Raw genomic sequence first — 14,561 nt, forward strand, 5'->3', positions numbered from 1 at the left:
GTTACGGAACGGACGACCGTCGCTGGTAGGTGGCCGGTCAGTCGTCGTCTTGCCCGGCCACCTTCGCCCCGTCCGTCGATTCCTCCCGTACTGTCGGCGCACCGATGAGTCTCGTGCGGTCCTGGAGGAGGATGCCACCGGATTCCTCCTGAAACGTTTTCACGAGTCCGAGCATGGCGAGGAGACAGACCACGGCGAAGGGTGCCCCCGTGATGATGGAGGCGGATTGGAGCGCATCCACGCCGCCGACCACCATGAGGATGGACGCGACGGTTCCCTGAAGCACCGCCCAGAAGATGCGGTTGATGGACGAGGGGTGTTCCTTCCCGCCGGTCGTTATCATCGACACCGCCAGCGTCGAGGAGTCGGCGGACGTGACGAAGAACGTCGTCACGAGGATGAGGAACGCGGCGAGGAGAAGCGGCCCGATGATTGGAACTGCGTTGAACAGGACGAACCCAGCGACCGACTCGTCGTACTGGGCGATGGGGCCGAGGATTTGTGCGACACCCGTGTTCTGCATCGTGACGGCCGTTCCACCGACGATGACGAACCACGGGACGGTGGCCATCGACGTCGCCCCGATTCCGGCGAACGCGACTTCGCGGACGCTCCGGCCGCGCGAGATACGGGCGATGAACAACCCTGCGAATGGCGACCACGCGAGGGGCCACAACCAGTAGAAGACGGTCCAGTTGTTCACCCACTTGTCCGCGGCGTGGTTTGTCGATTGGGTGTACAGACTCATCTTGAAGAAATCGGTGATGAACCGGCCGAATGCCTGTGTCCCGAGTTCAAGGATGCGAACCGTCGGGCCGAAGACGAGGGTGGCGACCATCACGAGGAAGAACAGGACCATGTTGAAGTTCGAGAGCCACCTGATGCCCTTGTTGACTCCGAGGACGAGCGAGGCGGTGAAGATGACCGTCATGCTGGTGATGACGAGGACGGTCCCGATGTCGCCGAGTTCGATGCCCCACTGGAAGCTAAGGCCCGTGATGAACTGGCTTCCGACGAACCCCAACGACGTGGCGACGCCACCCAACGTCGCGAACACCGCGAGGATGTCGATTGCTTTCCCTATCGGTCCGTCGACGCTGTCGGCACCGAGTATCGGCGTCAACACTGCCGACACCCTGAGCGGGGCATCGTAATTGTAGACGAAGTAACCGATGCCGAGTCCCATCACGGTGAAACACGACCACTGGGTGAGACTCCAGTGGAAGATCGCGTACTGCACCGCAACGGGCATCGCGGCCGCCGACTGGTCGGGAGCGTTGTAAAGCGGCGGAACGCTCCCGAAGTGAGTGAGCGCCTCGGCCGGTCCCCAGAAGACGATTCCCGCCGCGAGTCCGGCCGAATACATCATGGCGAAGTACGAGAGATAGCTGTACTCCGGGTCTTCGTCGCCCAACCGGAGTTTTCCCCACGGCCCGAAGATGAGAAACGCGAGAAAGAGGACGAAGGCCAACATCACGATGAGGAAGAACCAGTTGAAGCGTTCCAAAATCCAGTACTGTATGCCTTCGACGTACTTGTACGAGCCGTTCGGATTCAGCACGAAAGCGGCGACGAAGACGAGCGTTACCGCCGCCCCCGCCCCGAAAATCGTCGGTTCGATTTCCTCGCGGAACTCGGCGATTGCACCCTGGTCGTCGGAGTTGCTCATACGGACCCACCCCCCATCCCTCGGGTGGGAGACTGCGCCCCCGACCATCTATCCCCCGTCAATGAAAATCGAATGGCTCGGTAGTCTGTTGTCGATTCCTCCTGTCCGTAACGGGCGTGTGATTTCTGTCTCATGACTGATAAGTGATGGCATTAGCCATGGTGTATGGTGGCATACATAGCATGCATCGTGAATGATGCTGATAAATATTACGGATATTGTTGTTATAGGCTACAGTATGTGTTTATAAGTTCGTCGGGAGAACGTAATCTGTGTACGACTACAACGGTCGCTAACAACGACATAGTATAACACACCACATGATATATGGTTGTCGACCGTTCTGCGTGATGGAATTCCACAATGGTTTCATTCCCTATGGCAGTATCTCGCGGTGAAGGCTCTATGCCGGTTACTTTCGTACTAATCGACGGGTAGAGCTCCCCTACTCCCTAATTAGAATCGAAGACTCGAAAATCCGTCCGTTCGTAACCCTTAATCATTGTCGTACACAATTTCCGTTTATGAGTGACGAATCAGGCGAGCGCGAACCGAGATACGACCTCGCCTACTCCGCAGATCGGGAACGGGGCATCCTCACGCCGAGCGACAGGGAGTTCCTCATCGGGCGAAAGTCCGACTACACCGAACACTCGAAAAAGCAGAAGCGAAACCGGATTCGCCGCCGCCTTCGAAACGCCATTCTCGATTTCACCCTCATCTTCGAACACCTCGAAGACCGTGACCGCGAGACGGTGTTCAACCCCGACGACGACGCGAGGGACGCCTACACGCAGGGAATCACCGACATGCTCGCGTTCCTCCACCTCGGGACGATGGGCTACTACACCCCGTTCAAGGACATGCTCGCACAGGGCGTCAACGAGGCCGAACAGGAACTGGCAGGGTCGGATTACCGCATGGTAACGGTCGATTTCAACGTCGAACCGGTCGGACAAATCGACGTGGACGAGGTCATCGACAAACTCGAATTCGGCGACTTCGAGGAGATTACCGACGAGGAACTGCGCGCGTTCATCCGCCTCCTCACCGAATCCGAGGAGTTCTCCGCCACGTCGATGCGCTCCGAGATGAAAGAGCAGATGCACACGTACATCGAGAAGGTGAACGCCGCGGCGGAACAGCGCGACCAGCGCGTCAGGGAACTGAACGACTGACGGGAATTACCCCAGATACGCGATGGCGTCCATCTCGACCCGCACGTCCCCCGGAAGCCGCGCCACTTCGACGCAGACCCGCGCCGGTGGCGTGTCGCCGACCGTCGCGCCGTAGGTGTCGTTGACCGCGTCGTACTCGTCGAGGTCGGTCAAATAGACGGTCACTTTCACGACGTCGTCGAGGCCGTCGCCGCCCGCTTCGTCCACGACGGCGGCGATGTTGTCCAACACGCGCTCGGTTTGTGTCCGGATGTCGCCCTCGACGTCGTCGCCCGTTTCCGGGTCGACGGGGCCGTAGCCCGACACGTACAGCGTGTCGCCGGCGTGAACCCCCTGCGAGTACGGGTTGTCGTTGCGCGGTGCGTCGTCCGTGATGATTCGGTCGGTATCACTCATGCTGTTTCGAAATCGCTTGAAAATTTGAAAGTTCGTTCTACGCGGTCGCCTGCCGCTCCGAGGTCACTTCCCGAATGGCTTCGCCGATGACGTCCATCGCGACTTCGGCCAGTTCCTCCGTGAGAACTAACGGCGGGAGGAGACGGAGGACGTTTCCGTGGCGTCCCGCCTTCCAAACGAGAACGCCGTGTTCGTAGCAGTACTGTTGAATCGCGTCGACGGTGTCACCGTCCGGGTTCCCGTTTTCGTCTACGAACTCGGCCCCGACGAACAGCCCTTTTCCGCGGACTTCGCCGATACTGCCGGTTTCAGTCGCCGCCTCGCGGAGCCGACTTCGGATGTACTCGCCGAGTTCGCGCCCGTGAGCCAGCAGGTCGTGATCCTGGATGTACTCGATGGCCCGCGTTCCGGCGCGCATCGCGACGACGTGCCCGCGGTAGGTTCCCGCGTGGTCGCCCGACCCCCACGTATCGAGGTCCTCGTGGTACATCGTCCCGGAGAGCGGGAATCCGACGCCGCCGAGCGCCTTGGCCGTCGTCATTACGTCCGGCGTGACGTCGTACCACTCGCTCGCCCACCACTGACCGGTGCGGCCGAGGCCGCTCTGAATCTCGTCGAAGACGAGGACGACGTCGTTGTCGTCGGCGATCTCCCGAAGGCCGGTGAGGAACCCTTCCGGTGGCGTGATGATGCCGCCTTCGCCCTGAATCGGTTCCACGAAGATACCCGCCGGGTTCGCCAGTCCGCCGTACGGGTCTTCGAGGATAGCTCGGACCTCTTCGAGCGCATGGTCGACCGCTTCCTCCGACGTCTTGTCCTGCCCGAACGGGTGTGGATACGGCGCGTGGACGACGTCCGAGAGGAGCGGCGTGTAGTGATCCTTGAACCCCTTGTTTCCGGTGAGACTCATCGCGCCGCTGGTCGCGCCGTGATACGCCCCCCGAAACGCGATGAGGCCGTCGCCGCCCGTGTTGTACTTGGCGAGCTTTATCGCGGCCTCGATGGCGTCGCTCCCGGTCGGGCCGCCGAAGACGAACTTGTTGTTGCCCTGCAAGTCTCCGGGAGCGATTTCGTCGAGTTTCTCGATGAGTTCCAGACGCGCTTCGGTCGGGAAATCGACCGTGTGGACGAGTTTGTCCGCCTGTTCGTGTACCGCGTCGAGAACGTACGGGTTGGCGTGCCCGACGTTCAACACGCCGATTCCGGCGAACATGTCGATGTACGTGTTCCCGTCCGCGTCGCGCACCGTCGCCCCCTTCCCCGACTCGAAGGCTATCGGAATGTCCTCCGGATACGAAACCGCGCTGCTGTCGATGTCGCGCTGTTTGTCCAGCAGTTCCCGCGTGTTCGGTCCCGGAACGGTGCCGACGTCCGGTGCGTCCTCGAAGTGGAGTTCGTCTATCGGTGGACTCGCCGTCATATGGGATACCATGTGAAAGAATTATAAATAAGTTGTCCACGATTTCTATATGCGGCATAAACGAAATTCGAACCCGGATAGTCGTACACGATTTCCGCATGGCGAGCCGATAGTAACGAGGCATTGTCAATTACGAACGGAAACATCCACCGTAGAAGGTGCACGAGCCGAAGAAACGGCTCCCTTCGTCCGTTCATCCCGAAAGCGGAAACGACCGTTCGAGCGACGATTCGTCGGGAAAGAAGGACCGCCTATTCGACCCAGATGGTCTTCCGGTTGACGAACTCCTGAATGCCGATTTCGGAGAGTTCGCGCCCGTAGCCGGACTCCTCGACGCCGCCGAACGGAACCCGCGGGTCGGATTTCACGAGTTGGTTGACGTACACGCAGCCCGCATCGATCTCGTGGGTGAGCCGCTCGCCGCGTTCCCGGTCTTCGGTCCAGATGCTCGCGCCGAGACCGAACTCGGTGTCGTTCGCCTTCGCGATCGCGTCCTCCTCGTCGGCGGCGCGGTACACCGATGCCACGGGTCCGAACAGTTCTTCCGTGTCGGCGGGACAGCCCTCGGGAACGTCCGTGAGCATCGTCGGCGGATAGAACGCGCCTTCGCGGTCGAGGGGTTCGCCGCCGATTTCGACGGTCGCACCCGCGTCGACGCTTTCGGAGACCTGCTCGTGGAGCTCTTCCATGAGGTCCTCGCGGGCCTGCGGGCCGATGTCGGTGTCCTCGTCCATCGGGTCGCCGACGGTCAGCGAGTCGAACTCGTCGACGAGGCGGTCCACGAACTCGTCGTATATCTCGTCGTGGACGATGAACCGCTTGGCCGCGATGCACGACTGGCCGCTGTTCTGGTTTCGCGCCCACGCGCCGGTTTCGGCCGCCGCGTCCAGATCCGCGTCGTCGAGGACGACGAAGGGGTCGCTGCCCCCGAGTTCGAGGACGGTCTTCTTGAGGCGTTCCCCGGCCGTCGACGCGATGGCTCGGCCCGCGGGGCCGCTCCCGGTGAGGGTCGCCGCCTTAACCCGGTCGTCGGCGAGCAGGTCCTCGACGGACGACGACGGGAGGAGCAGGGACTGGAAGACTCCTTCGGGATACCCGGCGTCGCGGAATATCTCCTCGATGGCCAGCGCGCATCCCGGCACGTTCGAGGCGTGCTTGAGAATCCCGACGTTTCCCGCGGTGAGGTACGGGGCCGCGAAGCGGAACACCTGCCAGAACGGGAAATTCCACGGCATCACCGCGAGAACCGTTCCCAACGGCTCGTACGACGTTTTCACGGCGGAACCGGCGGGACTCGGGTGGAACTCGTCCGCGAGGTACGCGTCCGCGTGTTCCGCGTAGTGATTACAGAGCCACTCGCACTTTTCGATCTCCCCTTTCGCCTGCGAGACGGGTTTCCCCATCTCCCGCGTCATCAGCTCCGCGTACTTCTGTTTTCGCTCGCCGAGGATGTCCGCGACGTCCGAGAGGAGTTCCTCGCGTTCCCGAAGCGGACGGGCGCGCCACGAATCGAACGCGTCCGTCGCGGTGTCGAGCGCTTCCTTAGCCTCGGTGATGTCCTCGTCTTCGTACGTGTCTATCTGGTCTCCGGTTGCGGGATTTATGACGTTCATAGTCATTATTTCGTTGATGCCGTCCACAGATACTGTGTCTGTAACTGGCATAAAGCTACCGCCGAAAACGACGAGGATTGGTACACTGGTGTCCGTTTCCGCTATAAACGTCGGTCGCAGGTAGTCAGAGATTGGCCACGATGATGAACCCTTGTACTCCGAGGAGGAACGTCAGCAGTCCGAACGCGGCGAGTGCGTACTGAATACTCGATTCACGGTCGGACTGGGTCGCCGTCCCTCAAAACGACACCGTCATCGAAACGGTACCGAGTCGGTTTCGTACTCCCGTTCGGTGAGTTCTTCCAGCACGCTCGAACCGGAACCAGGTTTCGAGTCCCACTCCCACTCTTCGTGAAGGCGCAAACGATCGTCGTCCAACTGCTCGATTCGGTCCACGGAGCGGCCGGTTGCAGTCTCGCCATCGACGGTCACGTGGGTGTAGCGAAAGTCGAGGGTGTCTCCGAGATGGAGGCCGACGAGATAGCCCAATCTCACCGCCCCACCCTCGTACCGGGCGTGAATCAGATCGTCGGTCTGTTCGAACCGAAAGTACGTGTCACCGCCGACGTCTCCGTCGGCATCGTTCGCCGTCGATTTGAACATACGACCGTCGACCGAACACTCATCTATCGTTTCACTCATCACGGTACGTTCTGCTTTCCAAGTATATATTATCCGGTGGTAAAACGTCGAAACACCGACCTTCGCTTTCGAACCGGCCCTCCCTTTCGCGCCGCAAGCTAAGCCTCGATAAGGACATCGAACCGAGCTAGTACGTGAGCTGAGACCTCCGCGTGAAAGTGTCTCGACTACCGTTCTACAGCCTGAAATCGCGAGCCTTGAGGCACGATGAGATCACTTTCACTCCGGGTAAGGCTCTCGATTATGCCGCGTGAAGTCGATTCGAAGTATATGGCTCAGTCCCCCCCGACGGTCGCCGTCGAATCGCTTTCGAACACGGGTACCATCGATGACAGTTCGCGAAACGTATTGGTCCATCTCACCGGAACCGACGCCGACCAGCGACTCGTCCGCGAAGCGGGGCGATACGCGACGGGATCGGGCGGCAAACTCGTTCTAGTGAGTGTTCTGTCTTCGAGCGAGTTCGTGGATCGACAGCGATCGTACGCTTCCCTCTCCGCTCTTCCGACCTACACGTTGAACCAAGCCAAGGAATCGCGTCGTCAGCGGGCACACCGAACCGGTCGCCGCGCGCTCGAATCGCTCGGAATCGACTACACCGCAGTCGGAATGGTCGGCGACGAAACGGATAGTTTGCTCACCGCCGCGCGGAGACACGACTGCGGACATCTTTTTCTGGTCGAACGACGACGCTCACTGCTTCGTCGAGTCCTCGTTCGAAACCTCGGTCCCACGATCGCTCGCAAGTTCGACGGACTCGTCACGGTGTTGCAGGCGGACTGCGCAGAGACGACCGACGGCAAACGACGCCTGATGGCGGGTGTGTGAGAAACGGTAACGGACTTCCCTCTCGTAGAAATCACCGAACCGTGAGCCGAAAAGATGATATGAACGGTTCGCTCTACCTGTTGTATGGACCGTTCACTCGTCCGGAGAGTCCTCTTTGGGTTTCTTCTGACCCTTCCCGTGTTCGGGCTCCTGTTCTGGTTCGTCGATATCGGACCGGTTCTCGCCGCGCTCCAGCAGGCACAGCGAACGATTCTCGCGCTCGTCCTCCTGACGACGATTTGCTGGTTGTTCGCGTGGAGTCAATCGCTTCGGACCGTCCTTCGAACGCTCGACGTCTCGGTGTCCGTTCCGCGGTCGTTTTTCCTGTTTTCAGGTGCCACCTTCTCGAACAACGTCACGCCGTTCGGGCAGGCGGGCGGCGAACCCATCACCGCGTATCTGATTTCCCGAACGTCGAACACGAAATACGAGACCGGCTTGGCGGCGATCGCGAGCGTCGATACGCTCAACTTCGTCCCGTCGTTCCTGTTCGCCGTCATCGGAATCGGGTACTACGCCGTCGTGCTGACGTTCACCTCGCGCATGAAGTATGCGGCCGTGGTTCTCGGCGGACTCGGCGTGATCATCTTCGGCGGCGGGTACTACCTCTGGCGGTCCCGCACGGCCGCACAGCGACGCCTCTCGTCCGGGGTCGCTGCCGTTCTGAGCCGGATGGCCAGCGTCATCCCTCGCTTCTCCGCGCCGAGTCAGGCGGCGATTCGTGATCGCATCGCGCACTTCGTTCGGACGATAGAGCGCATCGCCACGAACCCGGCGCGACTCGCCGTCGCGCTCGGGTTTTCGGGTGCCGGGTGGTTGTTCCAAGCGGGCGCACTGTGGCTCGCCTTCTACGCGATAGGGACGACGGTACCCTTCTCGGTCGTGTTGTTCGCGATTCCGATCAGCGCGATCGCCGGCGTCACTCCGCTGCCCGGCGGTGCGGGGGGAATCGAAACCGTCCTCGTCGCGCTCCTCACGTCCACGACGAGCGTCGAGTCCGCCCTCATCGTGGCCGCGGTCATCATCTTCCGCGGCCTCATCTACTGGGTCCCGACCGTTATCGGCGGCAGCGTTCTCGCGGTGCTGACCGCGAAGCGAGTCGCCTGATTAGGAGCCGTTCGAGCCGGAAAGACGCGCGACGAACGGTACCAACACCTCGGTGATGCGGTCGGCGTGCTGGATCAACACCGTCCCGATGATGCTCATCAACAGCACGTAGCCGACGGTGAACGCGGGTATCACGGACTGGAACGCGACGCCGCTCACACCCCCGGCGAGCGCCGCGATGACGAGCGAGAACTCGCCCCTCGGAACCATTCCCAACCCGACTCGAAGGGACCGTTTCGGGCCGAGACCGTAGATACGACCGGAAACCGCGCCGCTGAACAGTTTGCCGACGACGGACAGCACGATGGCGACGACGAGCAGCCCGACGACGTCCGCGAGGACGGTGACGTCCGTCGTCAATCCGATGGAGAGGAAGAAGACCGCCGCGAAGAGGTCGCGCGCGGGCGAGACGACCCGCTCGACGCGCTCCAAGTGGTCCGTCTGGCTGAACGCCGTTCCGACGAAGAACGCGGCGACGGCCTCGCTCACGCCGCTCGCCAGCGCGGCACCGGCGATGAGAACCGTCACGCCGAGCACGCGGAGGAGGAACTGTTCATCCGACTCCGTCCTGAACAACCGCTCCACGACTCCGGTACCGTACCACGCAAGGGCGGTCAGTGCGCCGAGGAAGACGAAGGCGGTTCCGACCGAAACCGCGGCACTAGAGAGGTCTCCTCCGCCGAGGGTCACCGCCGAGAGTATCGCGAGATAGATGGCGATCAGGATGTCCTCGAAGACGAGCGTTCCCAGGATAGGGCTGCTCTCCGGGTTCGCGATCCACCCGTTTTCGAGCAACGATTTCGTGATGACTGCACTCGACGAGATGTAGATGATTCCGGCGAGGAACAGGGTTTCGAGCAGCGACCACCCGAACAGCGTTCCGAGAACGACTCCAAGTCCGAAGTTGACGGCGAAGTCCACGAGTCCGACCTTCCCAATTTGGGTTCGTGCGTCCAGAAGCTGGTCGATACTGAACTCCAGTCCCAGGAAGAACAGCAGAAAGACGATACCAAGTTCCGCGAGCAGGTCGATGACCTCTCCGTTGTCGACGAGTTGCAACGAAACGCCGGCTATCGACGTGGGTTCGTGCGGCCCGATGAGGATTCCGACGATGATGTACGCCGGAATCACGGACAAGCTGATTCGGTTCGCGAGCGCACCCGCCACGGCGATGGCAGTGAGGGCGATTCCGATTTCGACGAGGAGTACGTCGGCCATTAGGTGCCGTCCCGGTCGCTCTCCTCGCCGTCGAACCGTTCGGCTCCGATGAGGTCGGAGAGGGACGACTGTTCGTCCCGCGTTCCGATGGTCACCAGAATATCGTCCGCCCGAATCGTCTCCTCCGGGTCCGGGTTCGGAACGGTCTCCTCCCCCCGCTGAATGGCGATGATGGAGACACCCGTCCGATTTCGGAGTTCGAGCGACCGTAGCGTTCGACCGACGATTTCCGACGTTGCCGGAACGTCAAGCCATTCTATCAACGCGTCGCCGAGCGGAACGGTCACGTCGTCCAAATCGACGGGTTGGAAGTACGCCCCCTCCAGAATCGACCCGACCTGACGTGCCTGTTTTCCGGTGAGCGAAAACAGTTTTTCGCTGTCCGCATCGTCGCTCGGACGGCGATACACTTCCCGACGTCCGTCGTGGTGGAGTAGAATCACTAATCGGATTCCATCGCCGGTATCGACCTCGTACTTCTTTCCGACGCCCGGAACGTCGGTTTCGTAGACCGTCATTGGTTGGAAGTATCGGCTCGAAGAAGATAAATTTCGGCGTAGACGAGGTTCGCCGTGAGGCGTTGTCGAAAAGCCACCAGTCCTTCCCGGTCGAACCGGGTGGCTGTATCGGAGGGACGAAAGGATACGGTCAAGGCGGGTGCCTCCCAAGGGTGGGATTACCATGACGACTCGCTACGAATACAAGGTCATCAAAGCACCGACCAAGTGGCTCGGAATGGCGACGGATAGACGGGAGATGGAACGCCGTCTCAACTATCTCGCACAAGACGGCTGGGAACTCGACCAAGCGGAGATCAACTGGGGCGGCAGTACCGACCTGATTTTGCGCCGCCCTCGGTGACGGTTCCCGATAGCTCACGCCGTGTTTACCAACCCGCCGTCAACGATGACCGATTCCGCGGTCACGTAACTCGCGAGGTCGCTCGCCAGATACAGCGCCGTCTTGGCGACGTCCTCGGGCGTTCCGAACCGCCCGAGCGGTATCGATTGACGCATCTGCTCTCCCGACTCCGTGCCGACTATCGGAACGTCGCCGGTGGTCATCGCCGTCTCGATGACGCCCGGATGGATGGCGTTGACTCGAATTCCGTCTCCGCCGAGTTCCGCTGCGAGCGAGTACGTGAGCAGTCGGATCCCTCCCTTCGAGACGCAGTACGGCGCGAGGTCGCTGTATCCTCTGATACCCGCGATACTGGAGACGTTCACGATGCTTCCCCCGTCGTTCTCCTGCATGCGTCGCGCCGCCGTTTGCGACCCGAAGAAAACGCCGTTGAGGTTGATATCGAGGAGTCGTTGATACTCCGCCGGGTCGATGTCCGTCACCGGACCGTTCGGGCCGACGATACCCGCGTTGTTCACCATCACGTCGATGCTCCCGAACTCGTCCGCGGCCGTCTCGACGATCGCTTCCACCGCCGCCGGATCGGAAACGTCACACGGCGCGAACACCGCGCGTGCGTCGGTTTCCTCGTTGATTCGTTCGTGCGTCGTCGCCCCGTCCTCGCGAGGGTCTTCGCGAACGTCCGCGATGACGACGTTCGCCCCCTGTTCGGCGAATCGGTGTGCTATCGCCCGACCGATTCCGCTTGCGGCCCCCGTCACGACTGCCGTTTTATCCTCCAGTAACCCATCCATACACTCATATATGGTGTCAGGAGACGTTATTGTTTCCACGGATCGAGTGTCGTGGTCGGTGATTTGTTTACTTGGAGAACGCATAAACGGGACTCGGTAATCGTTGAGAGTGATACTAGAAATACTTTTTATCCTTGATTCATAATATGTTTGTATGACGGTGAATATTAATTAATGCTCGATACCGGTCGATTCGACATCGACGGCGACGTCACCTCGCCGACGTTCTCGAAATCTACAAACTCTCGAAAGGCGAGTAACACTCCCCCTATCGCGGGGGCTACCGTCCTTCGTTATCCATACCCACACGGCAGTAGAAACGTATTTGTGGGCCGTTTTCGAGGGTTTCGCTATGCAACGCGCACTCGTCGTCGTGGAGCCGACGGATGGCTCGAAAACGCTCGTCGAAGAGGCCGGAAAACTCGCTTCGGGCGTCGGGGCCGAACTCGTCCTTCTCCACGTCACGACCGTGGAGGAGTGGGAGTCCAATCGGGAACAGCTCTCGAACATCACCGATTTCGAGAACCAGTACGGAATCGAGCAGACCCGCCAAGGAGCACGTCAGTTCGCCGAGAACGTCGGACACGACGTACTCGACGGGATGAACGTCGACGTTTCTACCGTCGGTGCCATCGGCGACCGGAAGGATCAGATTTTGAAGACGGCGGAACAGGAAGCGTGCGACCACGTGTTCATGTCGGGCAAGAAGCGCTCGCCGACCGGAAAAGCCGTCTTCGGCGACGTGACACAGTCGGTAATCCTGAACTTCTCGGGAATCGTCTCGGTAATCACCACGGAAGACCGGTAAGGCGCGCGGGAAGCCCCGATATCCCCGTTACCGGTCCCAGTTGGCTTCGAACACCCGGAGGAAGTTTTCGCCGAGGATTTTCCGAATCTCCGGTTCCGAATAGCCGCGGGCAACGAGGCCGCCGGTCAAGTTCGGAAGTTCGGTGTGTCGGTGAAGGCCCCGCGGAAACGGTTCGTACTCCTCGATGGGACCGCGACCGTAGACGTCGGAGAACTCCGGGCGGAAGTTCCGATATGCCGCGTACGGTGGGGTGACACCGTCGTCGAGCGCCTTATCGTTCATGTCGCTGCCGAACCCGACGTGGTCGATACCCGCGACGTCGACGACGTGGTCGATGTGGTCGAGAACGTCGTGGATGGTCGCCGCCTGCACCCCGTGCGTTTCCGGGTCCGTTTTCACCGTGGGCGGAAAGACGCTCACGCCGACGACGCCGCCGTTGTCGGCGATCGCCCGCAACTGTTCGTCCGTCTTGTTCCGCGTGACGTTGCTGAGCGCTCTCGCACCGGCGTGCGAGATGGCGACCGGTTTCTCCGAGCGTTCGATGGCCTCCATCGTCGTCCGGTCGCCGCAGTGGGACAGGTCGATACAGACGCCGAGTCGGTTCATCTCCGCCACGACCGCTCGTCCGAAGTTCGACAGGCCCGGATCGGTTCGTTCACAACACCCCGCACCGACGTAGTTCATCGAGTTGTAGGTGAGTTGGACGACGCGAACCCCCATGTCGTGAAACGCGTGGAGGAACTCGAACCCGCCGTCGACCTGCATTCGCTCGCTCGGTTCGATGGGCATCGTGTCCTGAAACCCGAGGATCACGCCGATTTTTCCGGAATCGTTCGCATCGCGAATATCGTCGGCGGTTTCGACCACCGTGAACGCGTCTTCGTTGGCCGCGACGAGGCTTCGACATCGCTGGACCCGTTCGGTCGCGTCCGCGAAGCGCGACCGACTGGCGACGGTGACGTTCCCGGCGGTGACGCCACCTCGTTCGAGGTGGGTTCGGTACTCCGGGTCGGCGATGTACGCGGTAGTCGGGACGAGTCCGTCGATAACGGTTGCATCCGCGTGCAGTCGCCCGGCGGCACGGGCCTCTTCTTCTGACAAGTCTAAAGAAGTATCTCTAGTCATGTTGTTCATTCAACGTCATTCGATATAAGGCTACGTCTCGATGAAAGAGTTGCCGGGGTGTTCACGGCGGGGAAACACCGACACGAGCGTGAAACCGCGCGACCTATCGATTTATTACGGATGGTTGTCTGACTCCTCCTATGCAGCCGCGTTCATCGTTAGCAAACCGCCTCTTAGAGGAGGAGTTAGCCGTCGGAACCGTCCTGAGTAGCGTGTCCCCGAACGTCGCCGAAGCGCTGGGGTACACGCCGCTCGATTTCCTGTTCGTGGACCGCCAACACGGATCGCCAACCACGGAGGGATTGGAGACCCTCGTTCGAAGCGCCGACTTGAGCGACACGCCGATCATCGTTCGCGTCCCACGGAACGGGACGGACATGATAACGTATCTGTTCGATTTCGGCGTCCGTGGAGTGATGCTCCCGCAGGTCGAGAACGCGGCGACCGTCCGGGAGGCGAGTACGCACGTTCGCTACGAGGACGGACGAAGCCTCGGGTCGACCACTCGGGCGGCGAAGTTCGGCAACGTTCCCAAAGGGGAGTACGCGGAGTACGTGAACGACGAACTCGCGTTGCTCCCCATGATAGAGACGGTGGCGGGGTTGGAGTCGGTGGACGAAATCGCGCGACTGGACGCGGTCACCGCCATCGCCATCGGGCCGGGCGACCTCGCGTGGTCGCTCGACGTACCCTTCGGGAGCGAGGCACACCAGGACGCCATCGACCACGTGTTCGACGTCGCGGCGGAGAACGACTGTGCCGTCGGCATCTTCGTCGGGTCGGCGGAGGACATCGAACGGTATCGGGACCGCGCCGCGTTCGTCGTGTACGGTTCCGACGTGGGAATCGTGACGAGTCACTTCGAGAGCGTCCTCGGCGAGGAGTAATTACCGCCGACCGAT

At 61.0% G+C, this 14,561-nt stretch carries 15 protein-coding genes; 6 read left to right on the forward strand and 9 right to left on the reverse strand.

Annotated features, from left to right (window positions below; all coding sequences use genetic code 11):
* Window positions 1–37 precede the first annotated feature (37 nt).
* Window positions 38–1,669 carry a BCCT family transporter gene (locus tag ACGYLY_RS18210; RefSeq protein WP_395284381.1) on the reverse strand — a complete coding sequence of 544 codons (1,632 nt, stop codon included), beginning with the start codon at window positions 1,667–1,669 and terminating at the stop codon, window positions 38–40.
* 524 nt (window positions 1,670–2,193) lie between these two features.
* On the opposite strand from ACGYLY_RS18210, the gene ACGYLY_RS18215 reads away from it, so the two are divergent.
* Window positions 2,194–2,847 carry a hypothetical protein gene (locus ACGYLY_RS18215; protein ID WP_395284380.1) on the forward strand — a complete coding sequence of 218 codons (654 nt, stop codon included), beginning with the start codon at window positions 2,194–2,196 and terminating at the stop codon, window positions 2,845–2,847.
* A 6-nt stretch (window positions 2,848–2,853) separates the two neighbouring features.
* Here ACGYLY_RS18215 and ACGYLY_RS18220 read toward each other — a convergent pair whose 3' ends face one another.
* The 4 genes from ACGYLY_RS18220 to ACGYLY_RS18235 all read right to left on the reverse strand — a co-directional run bounded on the left by ACGYLY_RS18220 (window position 2,854) and on the right by ACGYLY_RS18235 (window position 6,918).
* Window positions 2,854–3,243 carry a Rid family detoxifying hydrolase gene (locus tag ACGYLY_RS18220; protein ID WP_395284379.1) on the reverse strand — a complete coding sequence of 130 codons (390 nt, stop codon included), beginning with the start codon at window positions 3,241–3,243 and terminating at the stop codon, window positions 2,854–2,856.
* Between the two features lie 37 nt (window positions 3,244–3,280).
* On the reverse strand, window positions 3,281–4,663 hold the full coding sequence (locus ACGYLY_RS18225; RefSeq protein ID WP_395284378.1) for an aspartate aminotransferase family protein: 1,383 nt from the start codon (window positions 4,661–4,663) through the stop codon (window positions 3,281–3,283).
* A gap of 251 nt (window positions 4,664–4,914) precedes the next feature.
* The gene (locus ACGYLY_RS18230) at window positions 4,915–6,276 is read right to left on the reverse strand and encodes an NAD-dependent succinate-semialdehyde dehydrogenase (RefSeq protein WP_395284377.1); all 1,362 of its coding nucleotides are present in this window, start codon (window positions 6,274–6,276) and stop codon (window positions 4,915–4,917) included.
* 252 nt (window positions 6,277–6,528) lie between these two features.
* A complete protein-coding gene (locus ACGYLY_RS18235) occupies window positions 6,529–6,918 on the reverse strand; it encodes a hypothetical protein (protein WP_395284376.1) in 390 nt (129 codons plus the stop codon).
* 270 nt (window positions 6,919–7,188) lie between these two features.
* Here ACGYLY_RS18235 and ACGYLY_RS18240 point away from each other — a divergent pair, with 270 nt between their 5' ends.
* Both ACGYLY_RS18240 and ACGYLY_RS18245 read left to right on the forward strand, forming a co-directional pair.
* On the forward strand, window positions 7,189–7,746 hold the full coding sequence (locus ACGYLY_RS18240; protein WP_395284375.1) for a universal stress protein: 558 nt from the start codon (window positions 7,189–7,191) through the stop codon (window positions 7,744–7,746).
* 84 nt (window positions 7,747–7,830) lie between these two features.
* Complete coding sequence (locus ACGYLY_RS18245; RefSeq protein ID WP_395284374.1) at window positions 7,831–8,853, forward strand: YbhN family protein; 1,023 nt, start codon at window positions 7,831–7,833, stop codon at window positions 8,851–8,853.
* Here ACGYLY_RS18245 and ACGYLY_RS18250 read toward each other — a convergent pair whose 3' ends face one another.
* Together ACGYLY_RS18250 and ACGYLY_RS18255 are read right to left on the reverse strand one after the other, a co-directional pair.
* Window positions 8,854–10,071 carry a cation:proton antiporter gene (locus tag ACGYLY_RS18250; protein WP_395284373.1) on the reverse strand — a complete coding sequence of 406 codons (1,218 nt, stop codon included), beginning with the start codon at window positions 10,069–10,071 and terminating at the stop codon, window positions 8,854–8,856. It abuts the gene before it with no gap.
* Window positions 10,071–10,589: a cation:proton antiporter regulatory subunit gene (locus tag ACGYLY_RS18255; RefSeq protein ID WP_395284372.1), complete on the reverse strand. Its 519-nt coding sequence runs from the start codon at window positions 10,587–10,589 to the stop codon at window positions 10,071–10,073. The genes ACGYLY_RS18250 and ACGYLY_RS18255 overlap by 1 nt, the downstream gene beginning before the upstream one ends.
* A gap of 163 nt (window positions 10,590–10,752) precedes the next feature.
* Between ACGYLY_RS18255 and ACGYLY_RS18260 the strand changes: the two genes are divergently transcribed.
* Entirely contained in the window at window positions 10,753–10,932 is a 180-nt protein-coding gene (locus ACGYLY_RS18260) for a DUF4177 domain-containing protein (RefSeq protein ID WP_395284371.1), read from the forward strand.
* Between the two features lie 14 nt (window positions 10,933–10,946).
* On the opposite strand, the gene ACGYLY_RS18265 is transcribed toward ACGYLY_RS18260, so the two are convergent.
* Entirely contained in the window at window positions 10,947–11,726 is a 780-nt protein-coding gene (locus ACGYLY_RS18265; RefSeq protein ID WP_395284370.1) for an SDR family oxidoreductase, read from the reverse strand.
* Window positions 11,727–12,078: 352 nt separating this feature from the next.
* Between ACGYLY_RS18265 and ACGYLY_RS18270 the strand changes: the two genes are divergently transcribed.
* Window positions 12,079–12,534 carry a universal stress protein gene (locus ACGYLY_RS18270; RefSeq protein ID WP_395284369.1) on the forward strand — a complete coding sequence of 152 codons (456 nt, stop codon included), beginning with the start codon at window positions 12,079–12,081 and terminating at the stop codon, window positions 12,532–12,534.
* A 27-nt stretch (window positions 12,535–12,561) separates the two neighbouring features.
* On the opposite strand, the gene ACGYLY_RS18275 is transcribed toward ACGYLY_RS18270, so the two are convergent.
* Window positions 12,562–13,635 carry a dipeptidase gene (locus tag ACGYLY_RS18275; RefSeq protein ID WP_395284368.1) on the reverse strand — a complete coding sequence of 358 codons (1,074 nt, stop codon included), beginning with the start codon at window positions 13,633–13,635 and terminating at the stop codon, window positions 12,562–12,564.
* A gap of 164 nt (window positions 13,636–13,799) precedes the next feature.
* Here ACGYLY_RS18275 and ACGYLY_RS18280 point away from each other — a divergent pair, with 164 nt between their 5' ends.
* Window positions 13,800–14,546, forward strand: a complete 747-nt coding sequence (locus ACGYLY_RS18280) for an HpcH/HpaI aldolase/citrate lyase family protein (protein ID WP_395284367.1) — start codon at window positions 13,800–13,802, stop codon at window positions 14,544–14,546.
* The last annotated feature ends 15 nt before the right edge of the window (window positions 14,547–14,561 follow it).

Origin of the sequence: Haladaptatus sp. CMAA 1909, from assembly GCF_043952005.1 — an archaeon.
Taxonomy (GTDB): Archaea; Halobacteriota; Halobacteria; order Halobacteriales; family Haladaptataceae; genus Haladaptatus.